This window comes from Pseudarthrobacter sp. H2 (assembly GCF_050157045.1).
In the GTDB taxonomy this organism is placed as follows: Bacteria; Actinomycetota; Actinomycetes; order Actinomycetales; family Micrococcaceae; genus Arthrobacter.
Window position 1 is genome coordinate 1,401,176 of sequence record NZ_CP189594.1, and the last position, 22,523, is coordinate 1,423,698.

The window sequence follows — 22,523 nt, forward strand, 5'->3', positions numbered from 1 at the left end:
GTCAGGCAGGCAGGTTGCGGACGGCTTCCCGGCGTGACAGCGGGCTGAGGCCTTCGCCGTGCCGCCGCACGAACGCGCGGACCCAGCCCGGATCCGTCCTGGCGTAGTCGCGCAGCGCCCAGCCGATGGCCTTCCGGATGAAGAATTCCGGGTCCGCCACGTTGGCCTCGATGACGGCTGCCAGCAGTGCCGTGTCAGTCGCGGATTTCGCGCCGAGCTGGGCCGTGATGGAGGCCCGCCGGATCCACAAGTCCGGATCGGTGCTCCAGCGGCGCAGGACAGGGGCCATTTCCACCGGGTGCGCCTGCAGCAGCCCGCGGAGCCGGTGCGCCACCCCGTCCACCAGGTCCCACCAGGCCCCGCTGCGGATGATCTCCTCGTAGACGGCCAGCATGCCCAGCTGGCCGGCGGCCAGCCTGAGGCCGGTGAGGTCGATGGCCGCGTACCGTTCCTCGCGCCACGTGGCACCGCGCCACAGTTCCAGCACCGTGGCCTTCAAATCGTCGACAGTGGCCGGGGGCAGGCCGGCGGCCGCGGCCTTGACGATCCGGCGGACCTCCGGCACCCGCACGCCGAGGGACGGCATCTCCGACTTCAGGTAGGCCTGCGCCGCCGCCGCCCGGACCGGATCCGCGGCGGCCTGCAGTCCGGAGCGGATCGCGGTCATCAGTGCTGTGTTGGCCATGGTGCCACTGTAGACACCGGCGGGCGGGCCCTAGAGTTGATGGCATCAGGCCGCCGGTCCGCGTCGGAAGGAAACCCAATGTCCATGATCAAGAGTCCAGCCGAGATTGCCCTCATGCGCGAGGCGGGCCGGGTGGTCGCGAACACGCTGGCGAAGGTCCGGGAGGCGTCCGCCGTCGGGGTGTCCCTGAAGGAACTGGACGAGTTGGCCGCGGCGTCGATCGCCGACGCCGGAGCGACCCCCGCCTTCCTGGACTACCGGCCGCGCTGGGCAGCCGTGCCGTTCCCGGGCGTGATCTGCGCGAGCGTCAATGACGCCGTGGTGCACGGCATCCCCGACGACTACCGGCTGCAGGACGGGGACCTGCTCAGCGTCGACTGCGGCGCCTTCCTCGAAGGCTGGTGCGGAGACGCGGCCGTCAGCTTCATCGTGGGCACCGCGGACCCGGTGGACCAGGCGCTGATTGACGCCACGGACGCCGCCCTGGCCCGCGGCATTGACGCCGCCCGGATCGGGAACAAAATGGGCGACCTGGGCTACGCGATCGGCGGCGCAGCGCGCCGGGCCGGCTACGGCCTGCTCGCGGACCACGGCGGCCACGGAATCGGCAAAACCATGCACGCCGAGCCGCCCGTCCCCAACGACGGGCGGCCCGGCCGGGGCATCAAGCTGACCGAAGGGCTGGTCATCGCCATCGAGCCGATGCTGATCCTGGGCGGCAAGGATGACTACTTCCACGACGACGACGAATGGACCCTCCGCTCGGCGAACGGCCGCCGGGCGGCGCACAGCGAACACACCGTCGCCGTCACGGCCGACGGGCCCCTCATCCTGACCCTGCCCTAAGGGGCGGGACATCCGCCCGCGGCCGCTTTCAAGCCGGGGCTGGTCTCAGCGGCGGCCGGCCGTCTTCACCCTCTGGCGGTGGGCTGCAAGCCGGAGCTGGATGATGCGCGCGGCCCCGGCAATGGCGACCAGCACCCCGCCGCCCACGGCCGCAATGAGCAGGGCGACGCCGAGGGAGACGGCGCCTTCCAAGCCGAAGAACCTTACCCTGACGTAGTCCTGGTTCTGCAGGATGAAGGCGATGAGCAGGATCAGCACGACGAGGGCGCTGGCAACCGCCGCCCAGACCATGCCTGCACGGGTGACCTTATGGTGTTCCGGACCGGCAGCACCTCTCGGCCCCGGCTGCCCTGCCGGCGGAGGCGTATCCACCGTTCCGCCTCGCCCAGCGGCGGGTTCGGTTCCGCCGGCCGGGGCCCGTGTGTTCGTTCCGTCTGTGTTCGTTCCGTCGGGGCCGTAGCCGGGTGCGGGGGAGACCGGGCGCCCGGAGGGCCGGTCTCCAGGCTGCGGGGTCACGCCGGGAATATCGGGCCCGGTTTCACGGGGTGTCTCGGTCATGGCGGCAATTTCCTCTCAAGGGTCGTCCCGCGTGGACTCGGGTACCGACGGCCAGCGGGCCTATGCGAATTTTAGACCCCGGGACGCCGGCGCGGACAGCGCATCGTCGCTGTTGGCACCGGCCCGGGCACGGTATAACGTCTCAGCCAAGGGATGCCTTGCGGAGGAGGCCGCTGCCATGACCATCGTGGACAACGCCGTGTACGTGGACGGTCGCCGGACCGCGGACCCGGAGGGTCTGGAGGAGACTTTTTTCATCTTGCGGCAGCGCCAGGGCATGGCCTGGATCGGGCTTTACCGGCCGGACGCGGAGGAGCTGCGCTCGGTGGCTGAGGAATTCGACCTGAGTCATCTCGCCGTCGAGGATGCGCTCGCCGGCCATCAGCGGGCGAAGCTCGAACACTACGGGGAAACGCTCTTCCTGGTCCTGCGCCCGGCCCGCTATCTGGATGACCTGGAAAAGGTTGAATTCGGTGAGATCCACGTCTTCGCCGGGGCGGACTTTGTCGTCACCGTCCGCCGTGCCGAATCACCGGATCTGGCCCGGGTCCGCCGGCGGATGGAATCCCAGCCCGAATTCCTGGCGCTCGGCCCGGCGGCTGTGCTGTACGCGATTGTGGACCAGGTGGTGGACGAGTACGAACCGGTTGCCGCCGGGCTGGAGAACGACGTCGACGAAATCGAGGACGATCTCTTCGCGGCGGATCCGGGCGTGTCCCGCCGGATCTACGAACTCTCGCGCCAGGTCATCATGTTCCAGCGTGCCACCGCGCCGCTGGCCGCCCTCCTGCAGGCGCTGATGGTCGGGTCCCCGGACCTGCAGCCCGGCCCCGAGCTGCAGGACCACTTCCGGGACGTCCTGGACCACGTCCTGCGGCTGAACGACCGCATTACGGCCTTCCGCGCCCTGCTCCAGAATGCGCTGGCCGTCAACGCGGCGCTGGTGGCCCAGCGGCAGAACGACGAAATGCGCCTGCTGACGGAATCGAGCATCGCCCAGAACGAGCAGGTCAAGAGGATCTCCTCGTGGGCGGCCATCCTGTTTGCCCCGACCCTGATCGCGTCGATCTACGGAATGAATTTCCGCGCAATGCCCGAACTGGAGTGGTTTTTCGGCTACCCGATGGCCCTGGGCCTCATGGTCGCCATGGGCCTGGTGCTGTACTGGACGTTCAGGCACAACAAGTGGATTTAGGCTTTGGCCGCCGGGCCGGCGGCCCATGCGTGATGAGCGCGGCCCTGGCCTGCGGAAAGTTCCGGCAGGCCAGAACTGCGCTCTGGTGCCCCAGGAGGGAATCGAACCCCCGACCGGCGGATTAGAAGGCCGCTGCTCTATCCCCTGAGCTACTGGGGCACGTCGGCGTGCCGGCCGGCTGCTGCCGGGGACGCCAGAAGAAGTTTACAGTGTCCCGCGGCCGACGGCGGTCAGGCAGCCCGGCGGCTCGTCCTGCGGACCCGTCCCCAACACCTCCTTTGTGCTGCGGTTTTATGCGGCGGTTATCCACATGGAGCAGCCGGCATCTCGCGGCGCACGGCCCGCGGGATGAAGCTGGACATGCCTGCTAAGGGCACGACAATTCGAGACAGGACATGAGAATGAGTGACAACATCACGGTCCGTGGCTTCGTCGCCTCGGAGATCAGGAGTTCCACGACACCCGGCGGCGTGGCCACGGCGTCGTTCCGCCTCGGTTCCACCGAGCGGCGCTATGACCGTACCTCCAGCACCTGGATCGACGGAAACACGAACTGGTTCACGGTCCAGGGCTACCGGCAGCTGGCCGGAAACATCGGCTGCAGCATCAAGAAAGGCCAGCGCGTCATCATTGTCGGCCGGCTGAAGATGCGGAGCTGGGAGAAGGACGGCCGGATCTACCATGTGGCGGAGATCGATGCCGAGTCCGTGGGCCACGACCTCATGTGGGGCTCCGCGAATTTCACCCGCATGGTCAGCGTCGGTAGCCAGAGCGCCGCCGCACAGCCGGCAACCGCCGCCGGGGACGATGACACCGACCCCGGGCAGTTGCCGCCGGGCGACGGGCAGGACAACGACGGCGGGGAGGCTTCACGCACCGTCTTCATCGACGACGCCAGCGGCGCGGCGGAGGAGGTCGACGAGGAGACCGGCGAACTGAAGGGTGTGGCGGCCTGATACGGACATCCCCGCAGCCCCCGCGCTCGCCGCCCCCGCCGACCGGACCATGGCCGGACAGGCGCGGACAAGGGCCGGACGAAGGGCACGCCGGGCGATACTCCCGGCGCGCCCCCGCCGCGGGCACGCCGGGCCCGCCCCGGGCACTCGGGGCACGCCCGGACCTCGGAGCGGGGCCGCCCATGGCAGAATTGCCGGGTGATGCGAGCCAGGAATGACAGTGACCGGACGGCCTTCCTCCCCGCCGGGGGCAAGCGATGCGCTGCGGGGTTCCGGTCCCCCGCTTCGCTCGGTGTTCTGGTCCTGGTGCTCGCGTCGGCGGCCGCCTGCTCGCCGCCCTCCGGCGCAGGCAGCGGGTCAGCGGCCCCCACCGCCACCCAGGCCTCCTTGCCCGCCGGGACCGGCACTCAGCCGTCGCCGGACCCGGCCCACACCGCCGCCCAGGCGCCCACCCAGGCCCCCTTGGCCGCCGGGTCCGGGACCCAGCCCGCGCTCGACCCGGCCACGGCCGCCGCGAAAGCCCGGGTCGAAGCGGCACTGGGCGGTGCCGTCGCCGGCGGGGCAAAGCCCGGCACGGACCGTGCCCGGGCTGCACTCACCGACGCCGGCTTCACCTCCGGACAGCAGGAAGTCACCGCGAGCAGGACCCCCACGGGCCTGGACGCCGATGCCGTCGAAGCCGCGGTGAAGGTGGGCAGTGACTGCGTTGTTGCCCAGCTCCGGACGGGCGGCGTTACGGTCAGTGTCCTTCCGGTGCTGGCCGGCGGCCGGTGCCTGGTGGGCACGCCGGTCTGAGACTCCCGCACGGTGCCCGGCTGCCGCAGCGCATCAGGGCCTGCCGGAATATGAGTTATCCGTGCCGAACCACTAGATTTGTAGGCATGGCGGAATTTATCTACACAATGACCAATGCGCGTAAGTCCGTTGGCGAAAAACTTATCCTCGATGACGTGAGCATGTCCTTCTTCCCGGGGGCCAAGATCGGAGTTGTTGGGCCGAATGGTGCCGGTAAGTCCACCATTCTCAAGATCATGGCAGGCATGGACACGCCCACGAACGGCGAGGCCCGGCTCAGCCCCGGCTACACGGTGGGCATCCTGCTGCAGGAGCCGCCGCTGAACGAGGAGAAGACCGTCCTGGGCAACGTCCAGGAAGGCGTCGGGGAGATCATCGGCAAGATCCAGCGTTTCAACGCCATCTCCGAAGAAATGGCCAGCCCGGACGCGGACTACGACGTGCTCCTCGAGGAGATGGGCCAGCTCCAGGAAGCCATCGATGCCGCCGACGCGTGGGACCTCGACTCCCAGCTCGAACAGGCCATGGACGCCCTGCGTTGCCCGCCGGCCGACGCCGACGTCACACTGCTCTCCGGCGGTGAGCGCCGCCGCGTGGCACTGTGCAAGCTCCTGCTGCAGAAGCCGGACCTGCTGCTGCTGGATGAGCCCACCAACCACCTCGACGCCGAAAGCGTCCTCTGGCTCGAGCAGCACCTCACCAGCTACGCCGGTGCCGTCCTCGCCGTCACCCACGACCGGTACTTCCTCGACCACGTGGCGCAGTGGATCGCCGAAGTCGACCGCGGCCACCTGTACCCGTACGAGGGCAATTACTCCACGTACCTCGAGAAGAAGCGCGCCCGCCTGGAAGTCCAGGGCAAGAAGGACGCCAAGCAGGCCAAGCGGCTCACCGAGGAACTCGAGTGGGTCCGGTCCAACGCCAAGGGCCGCCAGACCAAGTCCAAGGCCCGCCTGGCCCGCTACGAGGAAATGGCTGCCGAGGCGGACCGCACCCGCAAGCTCGACTTCGAAGAGATCCAGATCCCGCCGGGACCGCGCCTGGGCGGCCTCGTGCTGGAAGCGAAGAACCTGCAGAAGGGCTTCGAGGACCGCACCCTGATCGACGGGCTGTCCTTCACGCTGCCCCGCAACGGCATCGTGGGCGTCATCGGCCCGAACGGCGTCGGCAAGACCACGCTGTTCAAGACCATCGTCGGGCTGGAGCCCCTCGACGGCGGCGAACTGAAGATCGGCGACTCCGTCAAGATCTCCTACGCCGACCAGAGCCGCGGCGGCATCGACCCGAACAAGACCCTGTGGGAGGTCGTGTCCGACGGGCTCGACTACATCCAGGTCGGCCACGTCGAAATGCCGTCCCGCGCCTATGTCGCCGCGTTTGGCTTCAAGGGCCCGGACCAGCAGAAGAAGGCCGGTGTGCTCTCCGGTGGTGAGCGGAACCGCCTGAACCTGGCCCTGACCCTGAAGCAGGGCGGTAACCTGCTGCTCCTGGACGAACCGACCAACGACCTCGACGTCGAGACGCTCAGCAGCCTCGAAAACGCCCTGCTCGAATTCCCGGGCTGCGCCGTCGTGGTCTCGCACGACCGCTGGTTCCTGGACCGGGTCGCCACCCACATCCTCGCCTATGAAGGCGACGAGGCCAACCCCTCCCAGTGGTACTGGTTCGAAGGCAACTTCGAGTCCTACGAGGAGAACAAGGTTGAGCGGCTGGGCCCCGACGCGGCCAAGCCGCACCGGGTGACCCACCGCCGCCTCACCCGCGACTGAGGCCGCCCGCAGCGGAAGCAGCGGCCCGCAGCCGCAAGCGCAGAAGGCCGGCTCCCCTCAGGGGGAGCCGGCCTTCTGCATGCAAGCCGCCGGTGCGGCACCGGCCGCGCCCGGCCCGGCGCAACCGGGCTTCAGGACCTCGTCCGCAGGGCTCCGTCCACCTGGTCCTTGACCTCGGCGGGGACGCGGATCATGCCTTCCTGGGCCACCGTGGCGACATGCAGGCCTTCCCGGCTGAAGATCTTGCCGGTGGCCAGCCCGCGGGCGCCCTGCGCGCTGGGGGACTCCTGGACGTAGAGCAGCCATTCGTCCACCCGGACGGGACGGTGCCACCACATCGCGTGGTCCAGGCTTGCCACGGACATGCCCGGGGTAACCCAGCTCATTCCGTGCTTGCGGAGGATGGACTCCAGCAGCGTGTAGTCACTCGCATAGGCCAGGGCAGCGCGGTGCAGGTCGGGGTCATCCGGCATGGGCCCGAAGGTCTTCATCCACACGGCGTTCCGTGCTTCCTTGCGGCCCGTCGCCGAGACATAAAGCGCAGGATCGACGTGGCGGATGTCAAAGGGCCGTTCGAAGGCCCACTCCCGTGCCACCGGATGGTCGAAAGTCCCCAGCAGGTCCGCGGTGCTGGGCAGCGACTCCGGATCCGGGATGCCGGCCGGCATCTCTGACTGGTGTTCGACGCCCTCGTCCTGGTCCTGGAAGGACGCGATCATTGACAGGATGGGCATGCCCTCCTGGTAGGCGTGGACCCGCCGCGCCGAGAAGGAGCGGCCGTCCCGCAGGCGCTCGACGCCGAAGGTGATGGGCTCGTTGGCGTCGCCGGGACGCAGGAAGTAGCCGTGCATCGAATGCACCTTGCGCCCGGCATCAACCGTGCGCATGGCCGCGACGAGTGACTGCGCCAGGACCTGTCCGCCGAAAACACGCTGCCGGAGCTGTTTTTGGGACGGGCCCATGAAAATGTCCTCATCGGTACGGGCGCCCTGGAGTTCTCCGAGGTCCAGGAGTTCGATGAGCATGGAGGTGGGGTCCTGGGCAGGCAGGCCCTGCAATCCGGCTTCGGCTTCAGTCATGGTTTGACTCTAGACGTCCCCCGGGCACCACCCCAAAGAGGCGCAACCGGTAGAGTCCATATTGTGTCTGATGTCCTCACCCTGCCCCTGAAGTTCACCGATCCCAGCGACCTTGCCGACCTGCGCACCTTTGCCACCCGCGCCAGGTCCATCGACGACGGCGCCATACGGCTCCAGGCGTCCGGCCCGGTGCTGGCCGCCTACGTGTGCGTGCTCCGGCCCCGCCTGCTGGGGGAGTCCACGCCCACCATCCTCGGGCTGCGGACCATGGCGCTCGCGCAGCCGGCGGTCACGGACGTGACGGTGCCGCTCTCCGCGGTGCTGGACCGGCTGGCGCGTGCGGGGCAGAACGACGTCGAACTGCCGCTGCCGCCGGTCACAGTCGCCGAGTCCTGGGCCGGGATCGGGGCGCCTCGGAGCGGCTGGGAGCTGCTCGGCAGCCTGCAGGACACCGCGTTGCGGCAGGCCGCGGAGGCCGGCATCGCCGAGGTCGCGGCGATCATTCCGGACAAGCCCGGCGCCCTGGTGGTCAACAACGCCCGGGCCACGGTCTGGGGCAGGGGCCTGCCCGACGCCGGGGGGCTCCCGTCAGGTGCCGCCTTCGCGGCCCTCACCCTCGGGTTCCTGGCCGACGGCGAGCAGCAGCTGTACCGCGCCGGCCGCTGGTTCCGGCTCAGCGGACCCCGCGGGCACGTCCTGGCCAGGACCGGCTCCGGGCTCTGACCCGGAGGCCCTGCTCAGGCCTCGGAGGGGCTGTTCACCATGGACACGGCTGCCCGCTCCATGTAGTCCCAGAGGGTCCCTTCGTACAGCGGCGGGAGCGCAAGGGCATCCACCGCGTCACGCATGTGGTGCAGCCAGCGATCCTTCGCCTCGGGCGTGACCCGGAAGGGCACGTGGCGCATCCGCAGCCGGGGGTGCCCGCGCTCCTCGCCGTACGTCGTGGGACCGCCCCAGTACTGCTCCAGGAACATCAGGAAGCGGCGCTTGGCCGGCGCGAGGTCCTCTTCCGGGTACATGGCCCGCAGCAGCGGATCCGCCGCGACGCCGTCGTAGAACACGTCGACGAGCTTCACGAACGTCTCGTGGCCGCCGACGGCGTCGTAGAAATTGTCCGTGTAGCCGGGCTGGCTGAACGGGTCGTTCTGCATCAGTTGCCTGGGCTGCCGGGGTTCGCCGGCGCTGGGGCTCGTCATGGCTATTCTCCGGCCTGTTGCTGGGGGGCGGTTCCGGCGTCGGTGGTGGCCGCCGGTTCGTCCGTGGGAGGGATGTAGGTGCCCTGGGAACGGTTGCCGACGCGCAGGATTTCCCCGTTGCGCAGGTACCAGACCGTGCCGTCCTCGGCCCTGACCCGGGTGATGCGCAGGCCCATGGCCTCGACCGTGCCCACGACCTCGGACGTTTCGATGACGTCGCCGATCCCGTACTGGTCCTCGATGGTGATGAAGATGCCGGACAGGAAGTCGCGGATGAGCTGCTGGGCGCCGAAGCCGATCGCCACACCGAGGATTCCCACGCTGGTCAGCAGCGGCGCGATGTCCACGTTCAGGTTCTTGAACACGTAGATGATGGTGATGACGGAGATCAGGACACCGACGATGCTGTTGAGCAGTCCACCGATCGTGTGGGCCCGCTGGACCCGGCGTTCGTGGTCCAGGGCGCGGAGGGCAGGTGCCGCCCAGCGGAAGTGCGGCTTCTTGAAGAACTTGGTGCCCGCGGCGACCCGTTTCGTGATCCCGGCGATCAGGAAGGAGGCCACGAGCCAGATGCCGACGCCTACCCCGATGCTGATCAGGAGTCCGGGCACATTGATCACCGAGATGTCCGGCGGCGTGATGGGCGTGATGGGGGTGGTCGAAAACGGGCTGTACATCGGCGGGGGTGCTCCTCACTGCTGCGCTGGCTGCCGGCCGGCAGGGGTAAAACGGGGGAGGTGGGACGGGCGGCCGGACCGCTGGCCGGCATTCGCCGGGCGCATGGGACTCATAAGACTCTTGATCTTCCACATTAGCGCCGTCGCGGGGCCCGTGCGCACCCGGGCCCCGCCCGTACAGGAGTTCAGCCCGCCGGCAAACGGTTCAGCCGGCCTGGGGCCCCACCGCGGCGGCCGGCTCGTGCAGGACCGGGAAGTTGACGCTCCGGGCGATGAAGCAGACCTTGTTCGCCTCGGCGTGCAGCTCTTCCAGCAGTCCCGCGGCGACCGGACCCGCGGTGGTCACCAGGGGTTTGAGCGTGACCGACTCGAACTGGCCGCTGCCGTCCCGGTTGGTCCGCATCAGCCCGGCGGCCTGGTCCTCATAGGCCGTCACCACCACGCCATGCTTCACGGCCACGTGCAGGAAGGACAGCATGTGGCACTGCGAGAGCGCGGCCAGGAGCAGCTGCTCGGGGTTGTAGCGCTGACGGTCCCCGTGGAAGGTCGGATCGGCCGAGCCGTGCAACACCGGCAGGCCGGGGATCTCGACGTCGTGGTCCCGCGAATAGCCGCGGTACGACGCCGTTCCCTCGCCCAGGTTCCCGGTCCAGCGGACCGTCAGCGCGTAGCGGTGCTCGTCCAGGGTCATGACGCTCCGGCGTCGGCCTGGCGGGCCCGCAGGGCGCGGGCCACGCCGTCGCGGTTCTCCAGCATCATGCGCCGCAGCGAGGTGCTGTCCTCCGGCAGTGCGGCCAGGAACGCGTCGGTGCGGTCCACCGTCTCCTGCGTGGTCAGCTGGGCCGGGTAGAGCCCGACGATGATCTGCTGCGCCAGGGCGTGGGTGCGGCTGGCCATGATGCCGGGGACGGCATCGAAGTACTTTCCGGAGTACGGTTCCAGCAGGGCGGTGTCCAGGACCCGGGTGAAGCCGTTCACGGCCGAGCCCTGCAGGGCGTTGGAGAGGTCGCCCTTGGCCACGATCGAATCCCACGCCGCGGCCTTCGCCCCGGGGGTGGGGATGGCGGCCGTGGCGAGGGCGGCGGCGTTCTGCCCGCTGGCGGTGTTGTCCTGCTCCAGCTCGGCGTCGATCTGTTCCTGTGCGGCCCTGCCGCCGGTGACGAGGGAGGCGAGCAGTTCCCAGCGGAGGTCCTGGTCCACGGCCAGGCCGTCCAGCACCAGGGAACCGTCCAGGAGCCCGGCGATGGTGTCCAGCTGCCCGGCGCTGCGTGCCAGCAGCGCATGGGACTTCACGAACTGCAGTTGCGCGTCGGAGCCTGCCGGAACACCGGAGGCAAGCTCCCAGAGCCGGTCGGCCGCGGCCACGATCGTGGCTTCCTTGTGTTCCTCGGCGACGTAGAAGTTCAGCGTCGTGGCCAGCTGGCGCAGCTGGACCATAATCACGGAGGAATCGGACTCCTCGGCGATGTTGGCCAGGATCAGGTCGACGTAGCCGCGGGCCGGGCTTTCGCCGTCGCGCGCCGCGTCCCAGGCCGAGCCCCAGACCAGGGTCCGGGGGAGGCTCCGGGTGAAGTCCTTCAGGTGGGCGGTGGCCGTGGCGAGGGACGCCGGGTCGAGGCGGACCTTGGCGTAGGCGAGGTCGTCGTCGTTGAGCAGGACCAGGTCCGGCCGCGGCCGCCCGGCCAGCGCCGGGACCAACGTGCGCTCGCCGTCGACGTCGAGCTCCTCACGGTGGACACGCTCCAGCTTCCCGGCGCCGTCGAGGTTGTAGAAGCCGACGGCGAGCCGGTGCGGACGGATGGTGGGCTGGTCCTCGGTGGCCGTCTGCAGGATCGCGAAGGAGTCGATCAGGCCGTCCGCACCGACGGAGAGCTCCGGCTGGAGGGTGTTGACGCCGGCGGTTTCCAGCCAGAGCCGGCCCCACTTGTCCAGGTCCCTGCCGCTGGCCTTCTCCAGCTCGGCCATCAGGTCGCCGAGCTCGGTGTTCTGCCAGGCGTGCTTGCGGAAGTACTCGCGGACGCCGGCCATGAACTCGTCCGGCCCCACCCAGGCCACCAGCTGGCGCAGCACCGAGGCGCCCTTGGCGTACGTGATGCCGTCGAAGTTGACCTCGACGTCCTGCAGGTTGTTGATTTCGGCGAAGATCGGGTGCGTGGTGGGCAGCTGGTCCTGGCGGTAGGCCCAGGACTTCTCCACCGAGGCGAAGGTGGTCCACGCGTGGTCGAACCTGGTGTTCTCCACGGCGGCGAGGTGGGACATGTACTCGGCGAAGGATTCGTTGAGCCAGAGGTCGTTCCACCAGCGCATCGTGACAAGGTCCCCGAACCACATGTGCGCGAGCTCGTGCAGCACGGTGATGGCCCGGCGCTCCACCTGGGCGTCCGTGACCTTGCCGCGGAAGACGTAGCCTTCCATGATGGTGACGGCCCCGGCGTTCTCCATGGCCCCGGCGTTGAACTCCGGCACGAAGAGCTGGTCGTACTTTTCGAACGGGTACGGGCAGCCGAACTGCGCCTCGTAGAACCCGAAGCCCTGCCGGGTCAGTTCGAAGATGTTTTCCGCGTCGAGGTACTGCATGAGGGACTTGCGGGCAAAGACGCCCAGCGGGGTCACCGTGCCCGCGGCGGAGGTCACCTCGCTGCGGACGCACTGGTACGGGCCGGCGATCAGGGCGGTGACGTAGGAGGAAATCCGGGGGGTCGGGGCAAACTCCCAGACGGAGCGGGCGGCGCCGTCCGTGCCGGGAAGGGTCCCGACGGGCACCGGGGTGGGGGAGGTGGACACCACGTCCCAGTGCGAGGGCGCCGTGACGGTGAAACTGAAGCTGGCCTTGAGGTCGGGCTGTTCGAAGACGGCGAACACCCGCCGGGAATCGGGGACCTCGAACTGGGTGTACAGGTAGACCTCGTTGTCCACCGGATCCACGAAGCGGTGCAGGCCCTCGCCGGTGTTCATGTAGGGGGCCTCGGCCACCACCAGCAGCTCGTTGTCCGCCGCAAGTCCCGGCAGCTGGATCCGGATGCCGTCGGAGACCTCCGCCGGATCAAGCTCGCGGCCGTTCAGGGTCACGCTCCGCACCGCATGCGTGACCGCGTCGATGAACGTCGAGGACCCCGGCTTCGCCGTGAACTTCACGGCCGTCGTGGAGCCGAAGACCTTCTCCCCCCGGGTCAGGTCCAGGCTGACTTCATAGGACTGGACGGCGATCACGGCGGCGCGCTCGCGTGCTTCGGCGCGTGTCAGGTTCATACCGGGCAAGTGGTGCCTCCAGAAGGGCTAGAAACAGTGAAGTCGATTTGAAATTATTCTTTCACGACCCCGGCCGGTGGCAAGTCGCGTGGGTCACAGAACCGGCATCACGGCGGGCGCGCCGCGGTAGCGTTGGTGCTATGGGACACTTCCGGGATTCTGTGGACGTGCGGGCCCTGCGCTTTGCGGTGGGGTTCCCCGTGGTGCTGGCCGCCGCTTTCCTTGTCTGTGCCTTCCTGGTCCATTCCGATTTGCCGGAGCCGCTGGCCGTCCGCTGGACCGACGCCGGGGCGGCGGATTTTGCGCCGTTCGGAGCCGTCGCGGGAATCGGTGCGGCGCTGATCGTGCTGATCGGCTGGGCCGTGCTGCTGCAGGCGGCACCGCTCTCCCGCCCGGCGGTGATGCGCCGCCTCATGATGGGGGCCGGCCTGTCCCTGAGCCTCTTTGTCACGACCGTGCTCGCCGCCGTGCTGGTGGGCCAGCTGGGCCTGGCCAACGCACGGGAATCCCGGGTGGACGTGTCCGTCCTGGCCCTGGGCAGCGGGGCAGCCCTGGGCCTCGGGGTGGTCATGGGGTTCGTGTTCAAGGCCGACGAACGCTGGTCGGTCGATGATGACCAGGCCATGCGGGAGGCCCTGGCACGCGAGCTGGATCCGGATCTGGCCCGGGACTCGGTCCGGGTGTGGGTGCACGCCCGCAGTTCGGTCTTCGTCATGATCGGGATTGCGACGCTGCTGCCGGCCGCGCTGCTGGCCATCGCGGTGCCGTGGCTTGCGGCCCTCCTGGTGGCTGCCGCGGTGCTGGGCGCGGCCCTCCTGGTCGCCCGCATCCGGGTTGACCGGAGCGGGTTCCGGGTGTTCGCCGCGGGCTTCGTGCGGGTCATGGACGTCCCCGCGGCGGCGATCGAGGCCGCGACGCCGAAGGAGGTCAAGGCCGCCGATTACGGCGGCTGGGGCTACCGGAGCCACGGCGCCGCCACTGCCCTGCTGGTCAGCAGCGGCCCGGCCGTCGTCGTCGATTCTTCCGACGGGCGGCAGCTGACGGTGAGCGGCGGAAGCATCGCCTCGGCGGACAACATCGCGCAGGTCCTGTCCCAGGTGGCGGCACGCGCCCGCCGGAACGGCGAAGCCGCTGGTTTGTGAGCCGCGGAACTCTTAGCGCGGCGGAGAATTCCCGGGTCCACAAATGACCTCTTTGTTGACCAGCTCCCAGTCGGGAGGCGCCGCCACAAACTTCCTGCAGAAGTTTCCCCCTATATAGACACGGGAATACCGCGGCTCCGCTTCAGCAGGCTCCGAGGCCATGAGCGGAACCTGCTGGGATTCGGGCACCAGTTGTTGGATGCGTTTCTGGTCTCGATGGATGACGGTCATTTGCACCTGGGGCCGGCAAACCTTGCCCGCAGCCGGATACAGGTCGATGTTGATTACCTGCTCCTCACCTTTCTTCAGAGTTATTGTCTTGTCGGGAAAGTAGGGCCGGAAGGACAGGGACTTCTCGTCCCACTGCTTCGCTTCAGAAGATGAATCGCCAACCTGGAGCCCGATCCGAAGCGACAGGTCTTCGTATGGCATGGGAGCACCCATCCGCAGGAGCGTTCCGCGTCGGAGGCCAGTGCATGCAGAGGCGTCCCGGAGGTCCGTGACCCGAACAGGGTCCGTCCGGTTTCCCCTCAGCGTGACCATCAGGGTCTGCCCGCCGGCAACAACCGCGCCCCGTTTTTTCAACGACTCGATTTGTCCTTGGAGTCTCATGGGCTCCAGTGCCGCCAGGTCCTCCCCTGATAGGGATGCGTCGGGCGGCAGCGTGACATCACCCGCGCCCTGGTGAACTTCCGTCCGAAAGGCCACGGGGTCCCCCGTCTCCGTGATCTGATTGATTCCAGCAGTGATTATGGGCTTGATCACGTCGGTCAACGATGCTGCCAGGGCTGCCAGGATAATAGCCACTGCCCACGAGACGGGTCTCTTCCAAAGTGGCTTCGGATTATTGGCGGCTGCCTTTGGTTTGCTGTTTTGGGCATCCGATGAGGACATGGCGCCTCCCCGATAGTGAGGACCTCCCCAGAAGATTTGGCTTAACACTAGGAGGCATGCGCCAAGGGGGTCAAGGACTGTGCGTAGCGGCGAGGGTGCGGTTACGCCGCCCTAGTAGGCTTGGACCAGCCCCCACCCCCGCCCGGCAGCCCCGATCCCCGAACTGCCGGTGCCCGACTGAACGGATCCGCCGTGACTACTTCCAATGACTTCCCGCGCGTTCACATCGCCACCGACCACGCCGGCATGGAGCTCAGCGCCCATCTCGTCAGCTACCTCGGCGCCCGGGGCTACGAAATGATCGACCACGGGCCCCAGACCTACGACGCGCAGGACGACTACCCGTCCTTCTGCATCAACGCCGCCCGCGCCGTCGTGGCCGACCAGGAAGCCGGCACCCGCGCCCTGGGGATCGTGCTGGGCGGCTCCGGCAACGGCGAGCAGATCGCGGCCAACAAGGTCAGGGGCGTACGCGCCGCGCTGGCCTGGAACCTGTCCACCGCCAAGCTGGCCCGGGAGCACAACGACGCCAACGTCGTCGCCGTCGGCGGCCGCCAGCACAGCGTCGAGGAGGCCACGGCCATCATTGAGGCCTTCCTCGCCGAGCCCTTCAGCAACGATGAGCGCCACGTCCGCCGGATCGGCAAGATCGCCGCGTACGAGCGCACCGGCGAGGTCGTCCAGTAATGCCCGAAGGGCACTCGGTGCACCGGCTGGCGCGCCAGTTCGGGGACGTCTTCGCGGGGGAGGACCTGGCGGTCTCCAGCCCGCAGGGCAGGTTTGCCCAGGGCGCGGCGCTGCTGGACGGCCACACCCTCACCGGCGCCGCCGCGCAGGGGAAGCACCTGTTCCTGGACTTCGAGCACGGCCTGGTGCTCCACGTCCACCTGGGCCTCTACGGCGCCTGGGACTTCGGCGGCGACGCCACCTTCCGTGGCGCCTCCAGCATCGGGGCGCCGCGCAAGGTGGGGGAGCGGGAGGTCTATGACGAGCGTGTCGATGACGAGCGCGGGGCCGCCGCCGGGGCGGACGCCTACGCGGGGCCGCCCGCGCCCGTCGGCGCCGTCCGGGTGCGGCTCGCCGGCGCCCACGGCTGGGCCGACCTCCGCGGGGCCACCACGTGCGAAGCGATCACCGGGGCGGAAGCGGAAGCCGTCAGGGCCAGGCTGGGCCCGGATCCGCTGCGCAACCTTCCCGGCGACCGGGACAGTTTCGTCGCCGGGATGCTGGCCAGGCGCACGCCCCTCGCCGCGCTGCTGATGGACCAGAAGCTGATCGCCGGCGTCGGAAATGTGTACCGCGCCGAACTGCTGTTCCGGCAGCGCCTGGACCCTTGGCTTCCCGGAACGGCGCTGCCCGCGGACGCGGCGCGCCGGCTCTGGGATGACACCGTGGCGGTGATGTCCGACGGCGTCCGCGACGGCCGGATCATCACCACGCCTCCGCGCTACTGGGGCACCGCCGCCGGCGGGCCCGACGCCGGGCTGCCGGCGGCCGACGAGGCCCACTTCGTGTACCGGCGGCAGGGCCTCGGGTGCCGGGACTGCGGATCGGCGGTGGCGCTGGCGGAGCTGGGCGCGCGGAAGCTCTACTGGTGCCCGGGCTGCCAGCAGGCATGAAAAAAGCCCCTCCGGAGAGGGGCCCTTTTCGTATCTGTACACGTCCCGTGCTGGAGGGGACGACGGGAATCGAACCCGCATCATCAGTTTGGAAGACTGAGGCTTTACCACTAAGCTACGTCCCCGGGAATTCACTTCGGCTGCCCGTGTGCGGACCAGGTTTTGTGGACCAGGCCGGACCGGGAAACTTCCGGGCGGCTTTATGAAGCCGGATACAACTAAACCCAATGCAGGGCCCCGGTGTCAAATGTGCAAATCGGCGCGGTATGACCGTAGACTGTTCTGTGCACTTACGGGGTGTAGCTCAGCTTGGCTAGAGCGCCTGCTTTGGGAGCAGGAAGTCGCAGGTTCAAATCCTGTCACCCCGACTCTGCGCATATGGCCAGAACGTGGCAATGCAGAGCCCCATCCCCCCAAACCAGGAGTACTTAGACTGTGAAGAGCGCTGTCGAGAACCTCACCCCCACGCGGGTCAAGCTCAATGTTGAGGTCCCCTTTGAGGAATTGAAGCCCAGCATCGCAGAGGCATACAAGACTGTTGCTTCGCAGATCCAGGTCCCCGGTTTCCGCAAGGGCAAGGTCCCCTCCAAGCTTATTGACCAGCGCGTCGGCCGCGGCTACGTCCTGGAGACGGCCATCAACGAAGGCCTCAACGGCTGGTACCAGGCCGCTGTCCAGGAGACCGGCATCCGCCCGCTGAGCCGTCCCGAGGTCGAAATCACCGAGGTTCCGGACCCGTCCGCCACCGACGGTGAACTCAAGTTCCACGCCGAGGTTGACGTCCGCCCCGAGATCGAGCTGCCGGACTACGCCGGCATCAAGGTCGAGGTCGCCGCGGCCGAATCCGCCGACGCCGACGTCGACAAGGCCCTGGACGAACTCCGCGGCCGCTTCGGCACGCTGAAGTCCCTGGACCGTCCCGCCGCCGACGGCGACTTCCTGACCATCGACATCGCTGCGTCCGTCGACGGCACCGAAGTCGATTCCGCGTCGGGCCTGTCCTACCAGGTCGGTGCCGGCACCATGCTCGAAGGCCTCGACGAAGCCGTCACCGGCCTCAGCGTGGACGAGGACGCCATCTTCGACACCACCCTCGTGGGCGGCGAGCACGCCGGCGAAGCCGCCCAGGTCAAGGTAGTGGTCAAGTCCGTCAAGGAACGCGAACTTCCCGAGGCCAACGACGACTTCGCCCAGCTGGCCTCGGAGTTCGACACCCTGGCTGAACTCCGCGAGGACCTCGCCAAGCAGGCCGTCGAGTCCAAGGTCGTCGAACAGGGCGTTGAGGCCCGCGACAAGGTCCTCGACAAGCTCGTCGAGCTCATCGAGGTTCCCGTCCCCGAATCCGTCGTCGACGAGCAGCTTGAGCAGCACTTCAGCGCGGAGAATTCCCACGGCGAGGGCGAGCACGACACCGAAGAGCACCGCGCCGAGGTCAAGGCCAACACCGCGCGTGCCTTCCAGAACGAGGTCATCCTCGACGCCATCGCGGACAAGGAAGACGTCAGCGTCAGCCAGAACGAGCTGATCGACTACATCGTCACGAGCGCCAGCCAGTACGGCATGGATCCGAACCAGTTCGCGCAGATCATCGATCAGAGCGGCCAGGTCCCCATGATGGTTTCCGAGGTGCGCCGCCGCAAGGCACTCGCCGTCGTCCTGGGCCAGGCCGACGTGACCGACTCGGAGGGCAACAAGGTTGACCTCAGCGACTTCGTCCGCCCGGGCGGCGAAGAAGCAGCCGTCCAGGCAGCCGCCGGGACCGAAGCCGATGTCGAGGAGACCGCTTCCCAAGAGGCAGCAACCGAGACCGCCAAGAACGATGACCCGGCAGCAGTGAAGTTCTAACACTTCCTGTTCCCGTAGTCCCAGCCCGCACCCCCGGATCTTTGCTCCGGGGGTGCGGCTTTTTAAGCCGGTGATGAACCCTCCCCGGCAATCGTGCGCCGTCAGCGAACAGCCCCGCGCCCGAGCACAAAGCGGCCGGGAAAACCGTTAGTGTCCAAGTAGGAAAGTTCAGTGATGTCGTCAAGTGACGTCACCGTCGCCAGTGAGAGGTAAGTACATATGTCACAGCAAGCAGGGGCACCGCGGATGGCTACCGTCGATCCGGCCGCCCAGGACAACTACATTTACAACCGCCTGCTGAAAGAGCGCATCATCTGGCTCGGCTCCGAGGTCCGCGACGAGAATGCCAACGCGATCTGCTCCCAGCTGCTGCTGCTTTCGGCAGAGAACCCCGAAAAGGACATCTACCTCTACATCAACTCACCGGGCGGCTCCGTCACCGCCGGCATGGCGATCTATGACACCATGCAGTTCATCCCGAACGACGTCGTCACCGTGGCCACCGGCCTCGCCGCCTCCATGGGCCAGTTCCTGCTCTCCTCAGGCACCAAGGGCAAGCGCTACGCCACCCCCAACGCCCGGATCCTGATGCACCAGCCTTCCGGCGGCATCGGCGGCACGGCCTCGGACATCAAGATCCAGGCCGAGCTGATCCTGCACATGAAGAAGGTCATGGCCGATCTGACCGCCGACCAGACCGGGCAGAGCGTGGAAACCATCCTCAAGGACAACGACCGCGACAAGTGGTTCACTGCGATCGAAGCCCTCGACTACGGCTTCTTCGACAAGATCGCGGCGCACGCGGGCTCCGTGGCAGGCGGCGGCGGAACCAACGCCAACGGCGGCAATGGCACCGGCAACAGCACCGGCGCTGCCGGCAGCGCTGCCTCCGAGAACTGACCGGTACGTAGACAGAGATGAATTCAGGAGCAATGGACATGAACTACAATTTCGGATCGACTGCCGGCAACCTGCCGAGCAGCCGCTACGTGCTGCCGCAGTTCGAAGAGCGTACCCCGTACGGCTTCAAGCGCCAGGACCCCTACACGAAGCTGTTCGAGGACCGCATCATCTTCCTGGGCGTCCAGGTTGACGATGCCTCCGCCGACGACGTGATGGCGCAGCTTCTGGTACTCGAGTCCACGGACCCGGACCGCGACATCACGCTGTACATCAACTCTCCGGGCGGCTCCTTCACCGCCATGACCGCGATCTACGACACCATGACGTACATCCGGCCGGAAATCCAGACCGTCTGCCTGGGCCAGGCGGCCAGCGCCGCCGCCGTGCTCCTCGCGGCCGGCACGCCGGGCAAGCGACTGGCGCTGCCCAACGCCCGCGTCCTGATCCACCAGCCCTCGCTGTCCGGCGGACAGGGCGGGCAGGCCTCCGACCTGGAGATCCAGGCGGCCGAGGTCATGCGGATGCGGGCCTGGCTTGAAGACACGCTGGCCAAGCACTCGGGCCGCACGCCGGAGCAGGTCAACAACGACATCGAGCGCGACAAGATCCTCACCGCCGCCGAGGCCATGGATTACGGCCTGATCGACCAGGTCCTTGACTCCCGCAAGATGAAGCCCCAGGCTCTCACCACCAGGTAAGAAGAAAGTCCACGACGCCGGTGCGGCTCACCCAAATGGCCGCACCGGCGTCCGCTTTCCACCCAACAGGGGGAAAGTGACCTAGAGTGGAACATGTCACGGCCGTCGCCTCCTGGGATCGCCCGTGATTCCAGTAATGGTGCAAGGCTGCTTACCGTTCGAAACAGGCAGCAGCAAGATACTAAAGGGGTTCACATATGGCTCGGATTGGCGAGAGCACGGATCTGCTGAAGTGTTCTTTCTGCGGAAAGAGCCAGAAGCAGGTACGGAAACTCATTGCCGGGCCCGGCGTCTACATCTGCGACGAGTGCATTGAACTCTGCAACGAGATCATTGAAGAAGAACTCGCCGAAGTAGCCGACCTGGGCAGTTTCGAACTGCCCAAGCCCCGCGAGATCTTCGATTTCCTGCAGGAATACGTGATCGGCCAGGAGCCCGCCAAGCGTTCGCTCGCCGTCGCGGTCTACAACCATTACAAGCGCATCCAGTCCGGACACGCCCCGAAGAGCAGCAACCTCGCCGACGGCGTCCACCACGACGACGTCGAGATCGCCAAGTCCAACATCCTCCTGATCGGCCCCACCGGCTGCGGCAAGACCTACCTGGCGCAGACCCTGGCCCGGCGCCTGAACGTCCCGTTCGCTGTCGCCGACGCCACGGCCCTGACCGAAGCCGGCTACGTGGGCGAGGACGTCGAGAACATCCTGCTGAAGCTCATCCAGGCCGCCGACTATGACGTCAAGAAGGCCGAACAGGGCATCATCTACATCGACGAGATCGACAAGATCTCGCGCAAGAGCGAGAACCCCTCCATCACCCGGGACGTCTCCGGCGAGGGCGTGCAGCAGGCGCTGCTGAAGATCCTCGAAGGCACCGTCGCCTCGGTTCCGCCGCAGGGCGGACGCAAGCATCCGCACCAGGAATTCATCCAGATCGACACCACCAACGTGCTGTTCATCGTGGCCGGCGCCTTCGCCGGCCTTGAAGAGATCATCGGCTCCCGCTCCGGGCGCAAGGGCATCGGCTTCGGCGCCCCGCTCAACGAGGTCAAGAACACCACGGATTCCTACGGCGAGGTCATGCCCGAGGACCTGCTGAAGTTCGGGCTCATCCCCGAGTTCATCGGCCGGCTCCCGGTCATCACCACGGTGTCCAACCTGGACCGCGCGGCGCTGATCCAGATCCTGTCCACGCCCAAGAACGCCCTCGTCAGGCAGTACCAGAAGATGTTCCAGCTCGACGGCGTCGAGCTGGTCTTCGACGAGGAGGCCCTGAACACGATCGCCGACCAGGCCCTCGAGCGCGGCACCGGAGCGCGCGGCCTGCGCGCCATCATGGAGGAAGTCCTGCTTCCGGTCATGTTCGACCTCCCGAGCCGCGATGACGTCGCCACCGTGGTGATCACCGAAGCCGTCGTGGCCAAGAAGGCCCCGGCCACCCTGATCGCGCATGACGTCAAGCGCCGCAAGTCGGCCTGAGCCGGAATAAATCCGGGGCGCGGGTCGCTGTCATGTGTTGATGCGCCCGTCCGTTTGATGTGGCCCCGCGTTTGATGTGGCGCTGCATCCGATGGACTGCGGCGCAATTTCCCCGCTGACTTACCCAAGGAGAACACCTGTGCCTGAAACCGTTTCCAACAAGGCCGACTTCTGGTTTGACCCGATGTGCCCCTTCGCATGGGTCACCTCCCGCTGGATCGGCGAAGTGGAGGCTGTCCGGGACATCACCACCGAGTGGCACGTCATGAGCCTCGCCGTGCTGAACGAGGGACGCGACGAACTTCCCGCGCAGTACAAGGAGTTCATGCTCAAGGCGTGGGCCCCGGTGCGGGTCATCACCGCCGCGGCCGAACAGCACGGCAGCGAGTACATCAAGGCCCTCTATGACGCCATGGGCACCAAGATCCACAACGAGGGCAACGGCGACATCGACGAGGTCATCGCCAAGTCCCTGGCCGAAGTGGGACTGCCGCCGGAGCTCGCCGCAGCAGGCAAGAGCGATGACGTCGATGCCCGGCTGCGCACCAGCCACGAAGCCGGCATCTCCCTCGTCGGCCAGGACGTGGGCACGCCCGTCGTCGCCTTCAACGGCACCGCCTTCTTCGGCCCCGTCCTGACCCGCATCCCACGCGGCGAGGACGCCGGGCGGCTCTGGGACGCCACCGTGACGCTGGCCTCCTTCCCGTACTTCTATGAAATCAAGCGCAGCCGGACCGAAAGCCCGTCCTTCAACTAAGCACGGAGAATTACGCTGCTGTAGTTCTTCCGGGGCTCTTGTGCATCTCCCGGCAGGGGAGAACAATTGAATTTACCCACTTCGAGAGAAGCGGGACGCAGGAACCAAAGATTCAGTGACACTCATCTGACGCAGCCTTCGGCAAAGTCAGATGATGGCTACCAGTGACGAGGTAGGAAGAC

General features: G+C 67.6%; 22 protein-coding genes and 3 tRNA genes. 15 read left to right on the forward strand and 10 right to left on the reverse strand.

Features of this window, described 5'->3' with window-relative positions:
- Position 1 precedes the first annotated feature (1 nt).
- Complete coding sequence (locus ACQCSZ_RS06660; RefSeq protein WP_427007262.1) at positions 2-685, reverse strand: DNA alkylation repair protein; 684 nt, start codon at positions 683-685, stop codon at positions 2-4.
- A 78-nt stretch (positions 686-763) separates the two neighbouring features.
- Here ACQCSZ_RS06660 and map point away from each other — a divergent pair, with 78 nt between their 5' ends.
- Positions 764-1,531 (forward strand): type I methionyl aminopeptidase, encoded by a 768-nt coding sequence (map, locus tag ACQCSZ_RS06665; RefSeq protein WP_427007263.1) that lies wholly within the window; start codon positions 764-766, stop codon positions 1,529-1,531.
- 45 nt (positions 1,532-1,576) lie between these two features.
- Here map and ACQCSZ_RS06670 read toward each other — a convergent pair whose 3' ends face one another.
- Positions 1,577-2,089: a LapA family protein gene (locus ACQCSZ_RS06670; RefSeq protein WP_427007264.1), complete on the reverse strand. Its 513-nt coding sequence runs from the start codon at positions 2,087-2,089 to the stop codon at positions 1,577-1,579.
- A 178-nt stretch (positions 2,090-2,267) separates the two neighbouring features.
- On the opposite strand from ACQCSZ_RS06670, the gene ACQCSZ_RS06675 reads away from it, so the two are divergent.
- Entirely contained in the window at positions 2,268-3,284 is a 1,017-nt protein-coding gene (locus ACQCSZ_RS06675; RefSeq protein ID WP_427007265.1) for a magnesium and cobalt transport protein CorA, read from the forward strand.
- Positions 3,285-3,367: 83 nt separating this feature from the next.
- On the opposite strand, the gene ACQCSZ_RS06680 is transcribed toward ACQCSZ_RS06675, so the two are convergent.
- A tRNA-Arg gene (locus tag ACQCSZ_RS06680) sits at positions 3,368-3,443 on the reverse strand.
- 242 nt (positions 3,444-3,685) lie between these two features.
- Here ACQCSZ_RS06680 and ACQCSZ_RS06685 point away from each other — a divergent pair.
- From ACQCSZ_RS06685 to ettA, 3 genes are all read left to right on the forward strand, one after another.
- Positions 3,686-4,240 carry a single-stranded DNA-binding protein gene (locus tag ACQCSZ_RS06685; protein ID WP_427007266.1) on the forward strand — a complete coding sequence of 185 codons (555 nt, stop codon included), beginning with the start codon at positions 3,686-3,688 and terminating at the stop codon, positions 4,238-4,240.
- Between the two features lie 201 nt (positions 4,241-4,441).
- A complete protein-coding gene (locus ACQCSZ_RS06690; RefSeq protein WP_427008267.1) occupies positions 4,442-5,035 on the forward strand; it encodes a DUF6993 domain-containing protein in 594 nt (197 codons plus the stop codon).
- A gap of 86 nt (positions 5,036-5,121) precedes the next feature.
- On the forward strand, positions 5,122-6,804 hold the full coding sequence (gene ettA, locus ACQCSZ_RS06695; RefSeq protein WP_427007267.1) for an energy-dependent translational throttle protein EttA: 1,683 nt from the start codon (positions 5,122-5,124) through the stop codon (positions 6,802-6,804).
- Between the two features lie 131 nt (positions 6,805-6,935).
- On the opposite strand, the gene ACQCSZ_RS06700 is transcribed toward ettA, so the two are convergent.
- Positions 6,936-7,883 carry an acyl-CoA thioesterase gene (locus ACQCSZ_RS06700; protein WP_427007268.1) on the reverse strand — a complete coding sequence of 316 codons (948 nt, stop codon included), beginning with the start codon at positions 7,881-7,883 and terminating at the stop codon, positions 6,936-6,938.
- A 63-nt stretch (positions 7,884-7,946) separates the two neighbouring features.
- Here ACQCSZ_RS06700 and ACQCSZ_RS06705 point away from each other — a divergent pair, with 63 nt between their 5' ends.
- A complete protein-coding gene (locus ACQCSZ_RS06705; protein WP_427007269.1) occupies positions 7,947-8,606 on the forward strand; it encodes a hypothetical protein in 660 nt (219 codons plus the stop codon).
- Between the two features lie 14 nt (positions 8,607-8,620).
- On the opposite strand, the gene ACQCSZ_RS06710 is transcribed toward ACQCSZ_RS06705, so the two are convergent.
- The 4 genes from ACQCSZ_RS06710 to pepN all read right to left on the reverse strand — a co-directional run bounded on the left by ACQCSZ_RS06710 (position 8,621) and on the right by pepN (position 13,005).
- Positions 8,621-9,079 carry a globin gene (locus ACQCSZ_RS06710; protein ID WP_427007270.1) on the reverse strand — a complete coding sequence of 153 codons (459 nt, stop codon included), beginning with the start codon at positions 9,077-9,079 and terminating at the stop codon, positions 8,621-8,623.
- 2 nt (positions 9,080-9,081) lie between these two features.
- Entirely contained in the window at positions 9,082-9,756 is a 675-nt protein-coding gene (locus tag ACQCSZ_RS06715) for a mechanosensitive ion channel family protein (RefSeq protein ID WP_427007271.1), read from the reverse strand.
- Between the two features lie 205 nt (positions 9,757-9,961).
- Positions 9,962-10,447, reverse strand: a complete 486-nt coding sequence (locus tag ACQCSZ_RS06720) for an OsmC family protein (protein ID WP_427007272.1) — start codon at positions 10,445-10,447, stop codon at positions 9,962-9,964.
- Complete coding sequence (gene pepN, locus ACQCSZ_RS06725; protein ID WP_427007273.1) at positions 10,444-13,005, reverse strand: aminopeptidase N; 2,562 nt, start codon at positions 13,003-13,005, stop codon at positions 10,444-10,446. Before pepN ends, ACQCSZ_RS06720 begins: the two co-directional genes overlap by 4 nt.
- 140 nt (positions 13,006-13,145) lie before the next feature.
- Between pepN and ACQCSZ_RS06730 the strand changes: the two genes are divergently transcribed.
- On the forward strand, positions 13,146-14,147 hold the full coding sequence (locus ACQCSZ_RS06730; RefSeq protein ID WP_427007274.1) for a hypothetical protein: 1,002 nt from the start codon (positions 13,146-13,148) through the stop codon (positions 14,145-14,147).
- A 12-nt stretch (positions 14,148-14,159) separates the two neighbouring features.
- On the opposite strand, the gene ACQCSZ_RS06735 is transcribed toward ACQCSZ_RS06730, so the two are convergent.
- Positions 14,160-15,041 (reverse strand): hypothetical protein, encoded by an 882-nt coding sequence (locus ACQCSZ_RS06735; RefSeq protein ID WP_427007275.1) that lies wholly within the window; start codon positions 15,039-15,041, stop codon positions 14,160-14,162.
- Positions 15,042-15,233: 192 nt separating this feature from the next.
- Here ACQCSZ_RS06735 and ACQCSZ_RS06740 point away from each other — a divergent pair, with 192 nt between their 5' ends.
- Together ACQCSZ_RS06740 and ACQCSZ_RS06745 are read left to right on the forward strand one after the other, a co-directional pair.
- Positions 15,234-15,728: a ribose-5-phosphate isomerase gene (locus tag ACQCSZ_RS06740; protein ID WP_427007276.1), complete on the forward strand. Its 495-nt coding sequence runs from the start codon at positions 15,234-15,236 to the stop codon at positions 15,726-15,728.
- Positions 15,728-16,660, forward strand: coding sequence for an Fpg/Nei family DNA glycosylase (locus tag ACQCSZ_RS06745; protein WP_427007277.1), 933 nt, complete (start codon positions 15,728-15,730; stop codon positions 16,658-16,660). The genes ACQCSZ_RS06740 and ACQCSZ_RS06745 overlap by 1 nt, the downstream gene beginning before the upstream one ends.
- Before the next feature lie 51 nt (positions 16,661-16,711).
- On the opposite strand, the gene ACQCSZ_RS06750 is transcribed toward ACQCSZ_RS06745, so the two are convergent.
- Positions 16,712-16,785: transfer RNA gene (locus ACQCSZ_RS06750), tRNA-Gly, on the reverse strand.
- 168 nt (positions 16,786-16,953) lie between these two features.
- Between ACQCSZ_RS06750 and ACQCSZ_RS06755 the strand changes: the two genes are divergently transcribed.
- The 6 genes from ACQCSZ_RS06755 (at position 16,954) to ACQCSZ_RS06780 (ending at position 22,341) form a co-directional block, all read left to right on the forward strand.
- Positions 16,954-17,028 (forward strand) — tRNA-Pro (locus ACQCSZ_RS06755).
- Positions 17,029-17,095: 67 nt separating this feature from the next.
- Entirely contained in the window at positions 17,096-18,505 is a 1,410-nt protein-coding gene (gene tig / locus ACQCSZ_RS06760; protein ID WP_427007278.1) for a trigger factor, read from the forward strand.
- 246 nt (positions 18,506-18,751) lie between these two features.
- Positions 18,752-19,405 carry an ATP-dependent Clp protease proteolytic subunit gene (locus tag ACQCSZ_RS06765; RefSeq protein WP_427007279.1) on the forward strand — a complete coding sequence of 218 codons (654 nt, stop codon included), beginning with the start codon at positions 18,752-18,754 and terminating at the stop codon, positions 19,403-19,405.
- Between the two features lie 38 nt (positions 19,406-19,443).
- Entirely contained in the window at positions 19,444-20,106 is a 663-nt protein-coding gene (locus ACQCSZ_RS06770; protein WP_427007280.1) for an ATP-dependent Clp protease proteolytic subunit, read from the forward strand.
- A 197-nt stretch (positions 20,107-20,303) separates the two neighbouring features.
- On the forward strand, positions 20,304-21,584 hold the full coding sequence (gene clpX / locus ACQCSZ_RS06775; protein ID WP_427007281.1) for an ATP-dependent Clp protease ATP-binding subunit ClpX: 1,281 nt from the start codon (positions 20,304-20,306) through the stop codon (positions 21,582-21,584).
- A gap of 139 nt (positions 21,585-21,723) precedes the next feature.
- Positions 21,724-22,341: a DsbA family protein gene (locus ACQCSZ_RS06780; RefSeq protein WP_427007282.1), complete on the forward strand. Its 618-nt coding sequence runs from the start codon at positions 21,724-21,726 to the stop codon at positions 22,339-22,341.
- Positions 22,342-22,523: the final 182 nt, after the last annotated feature.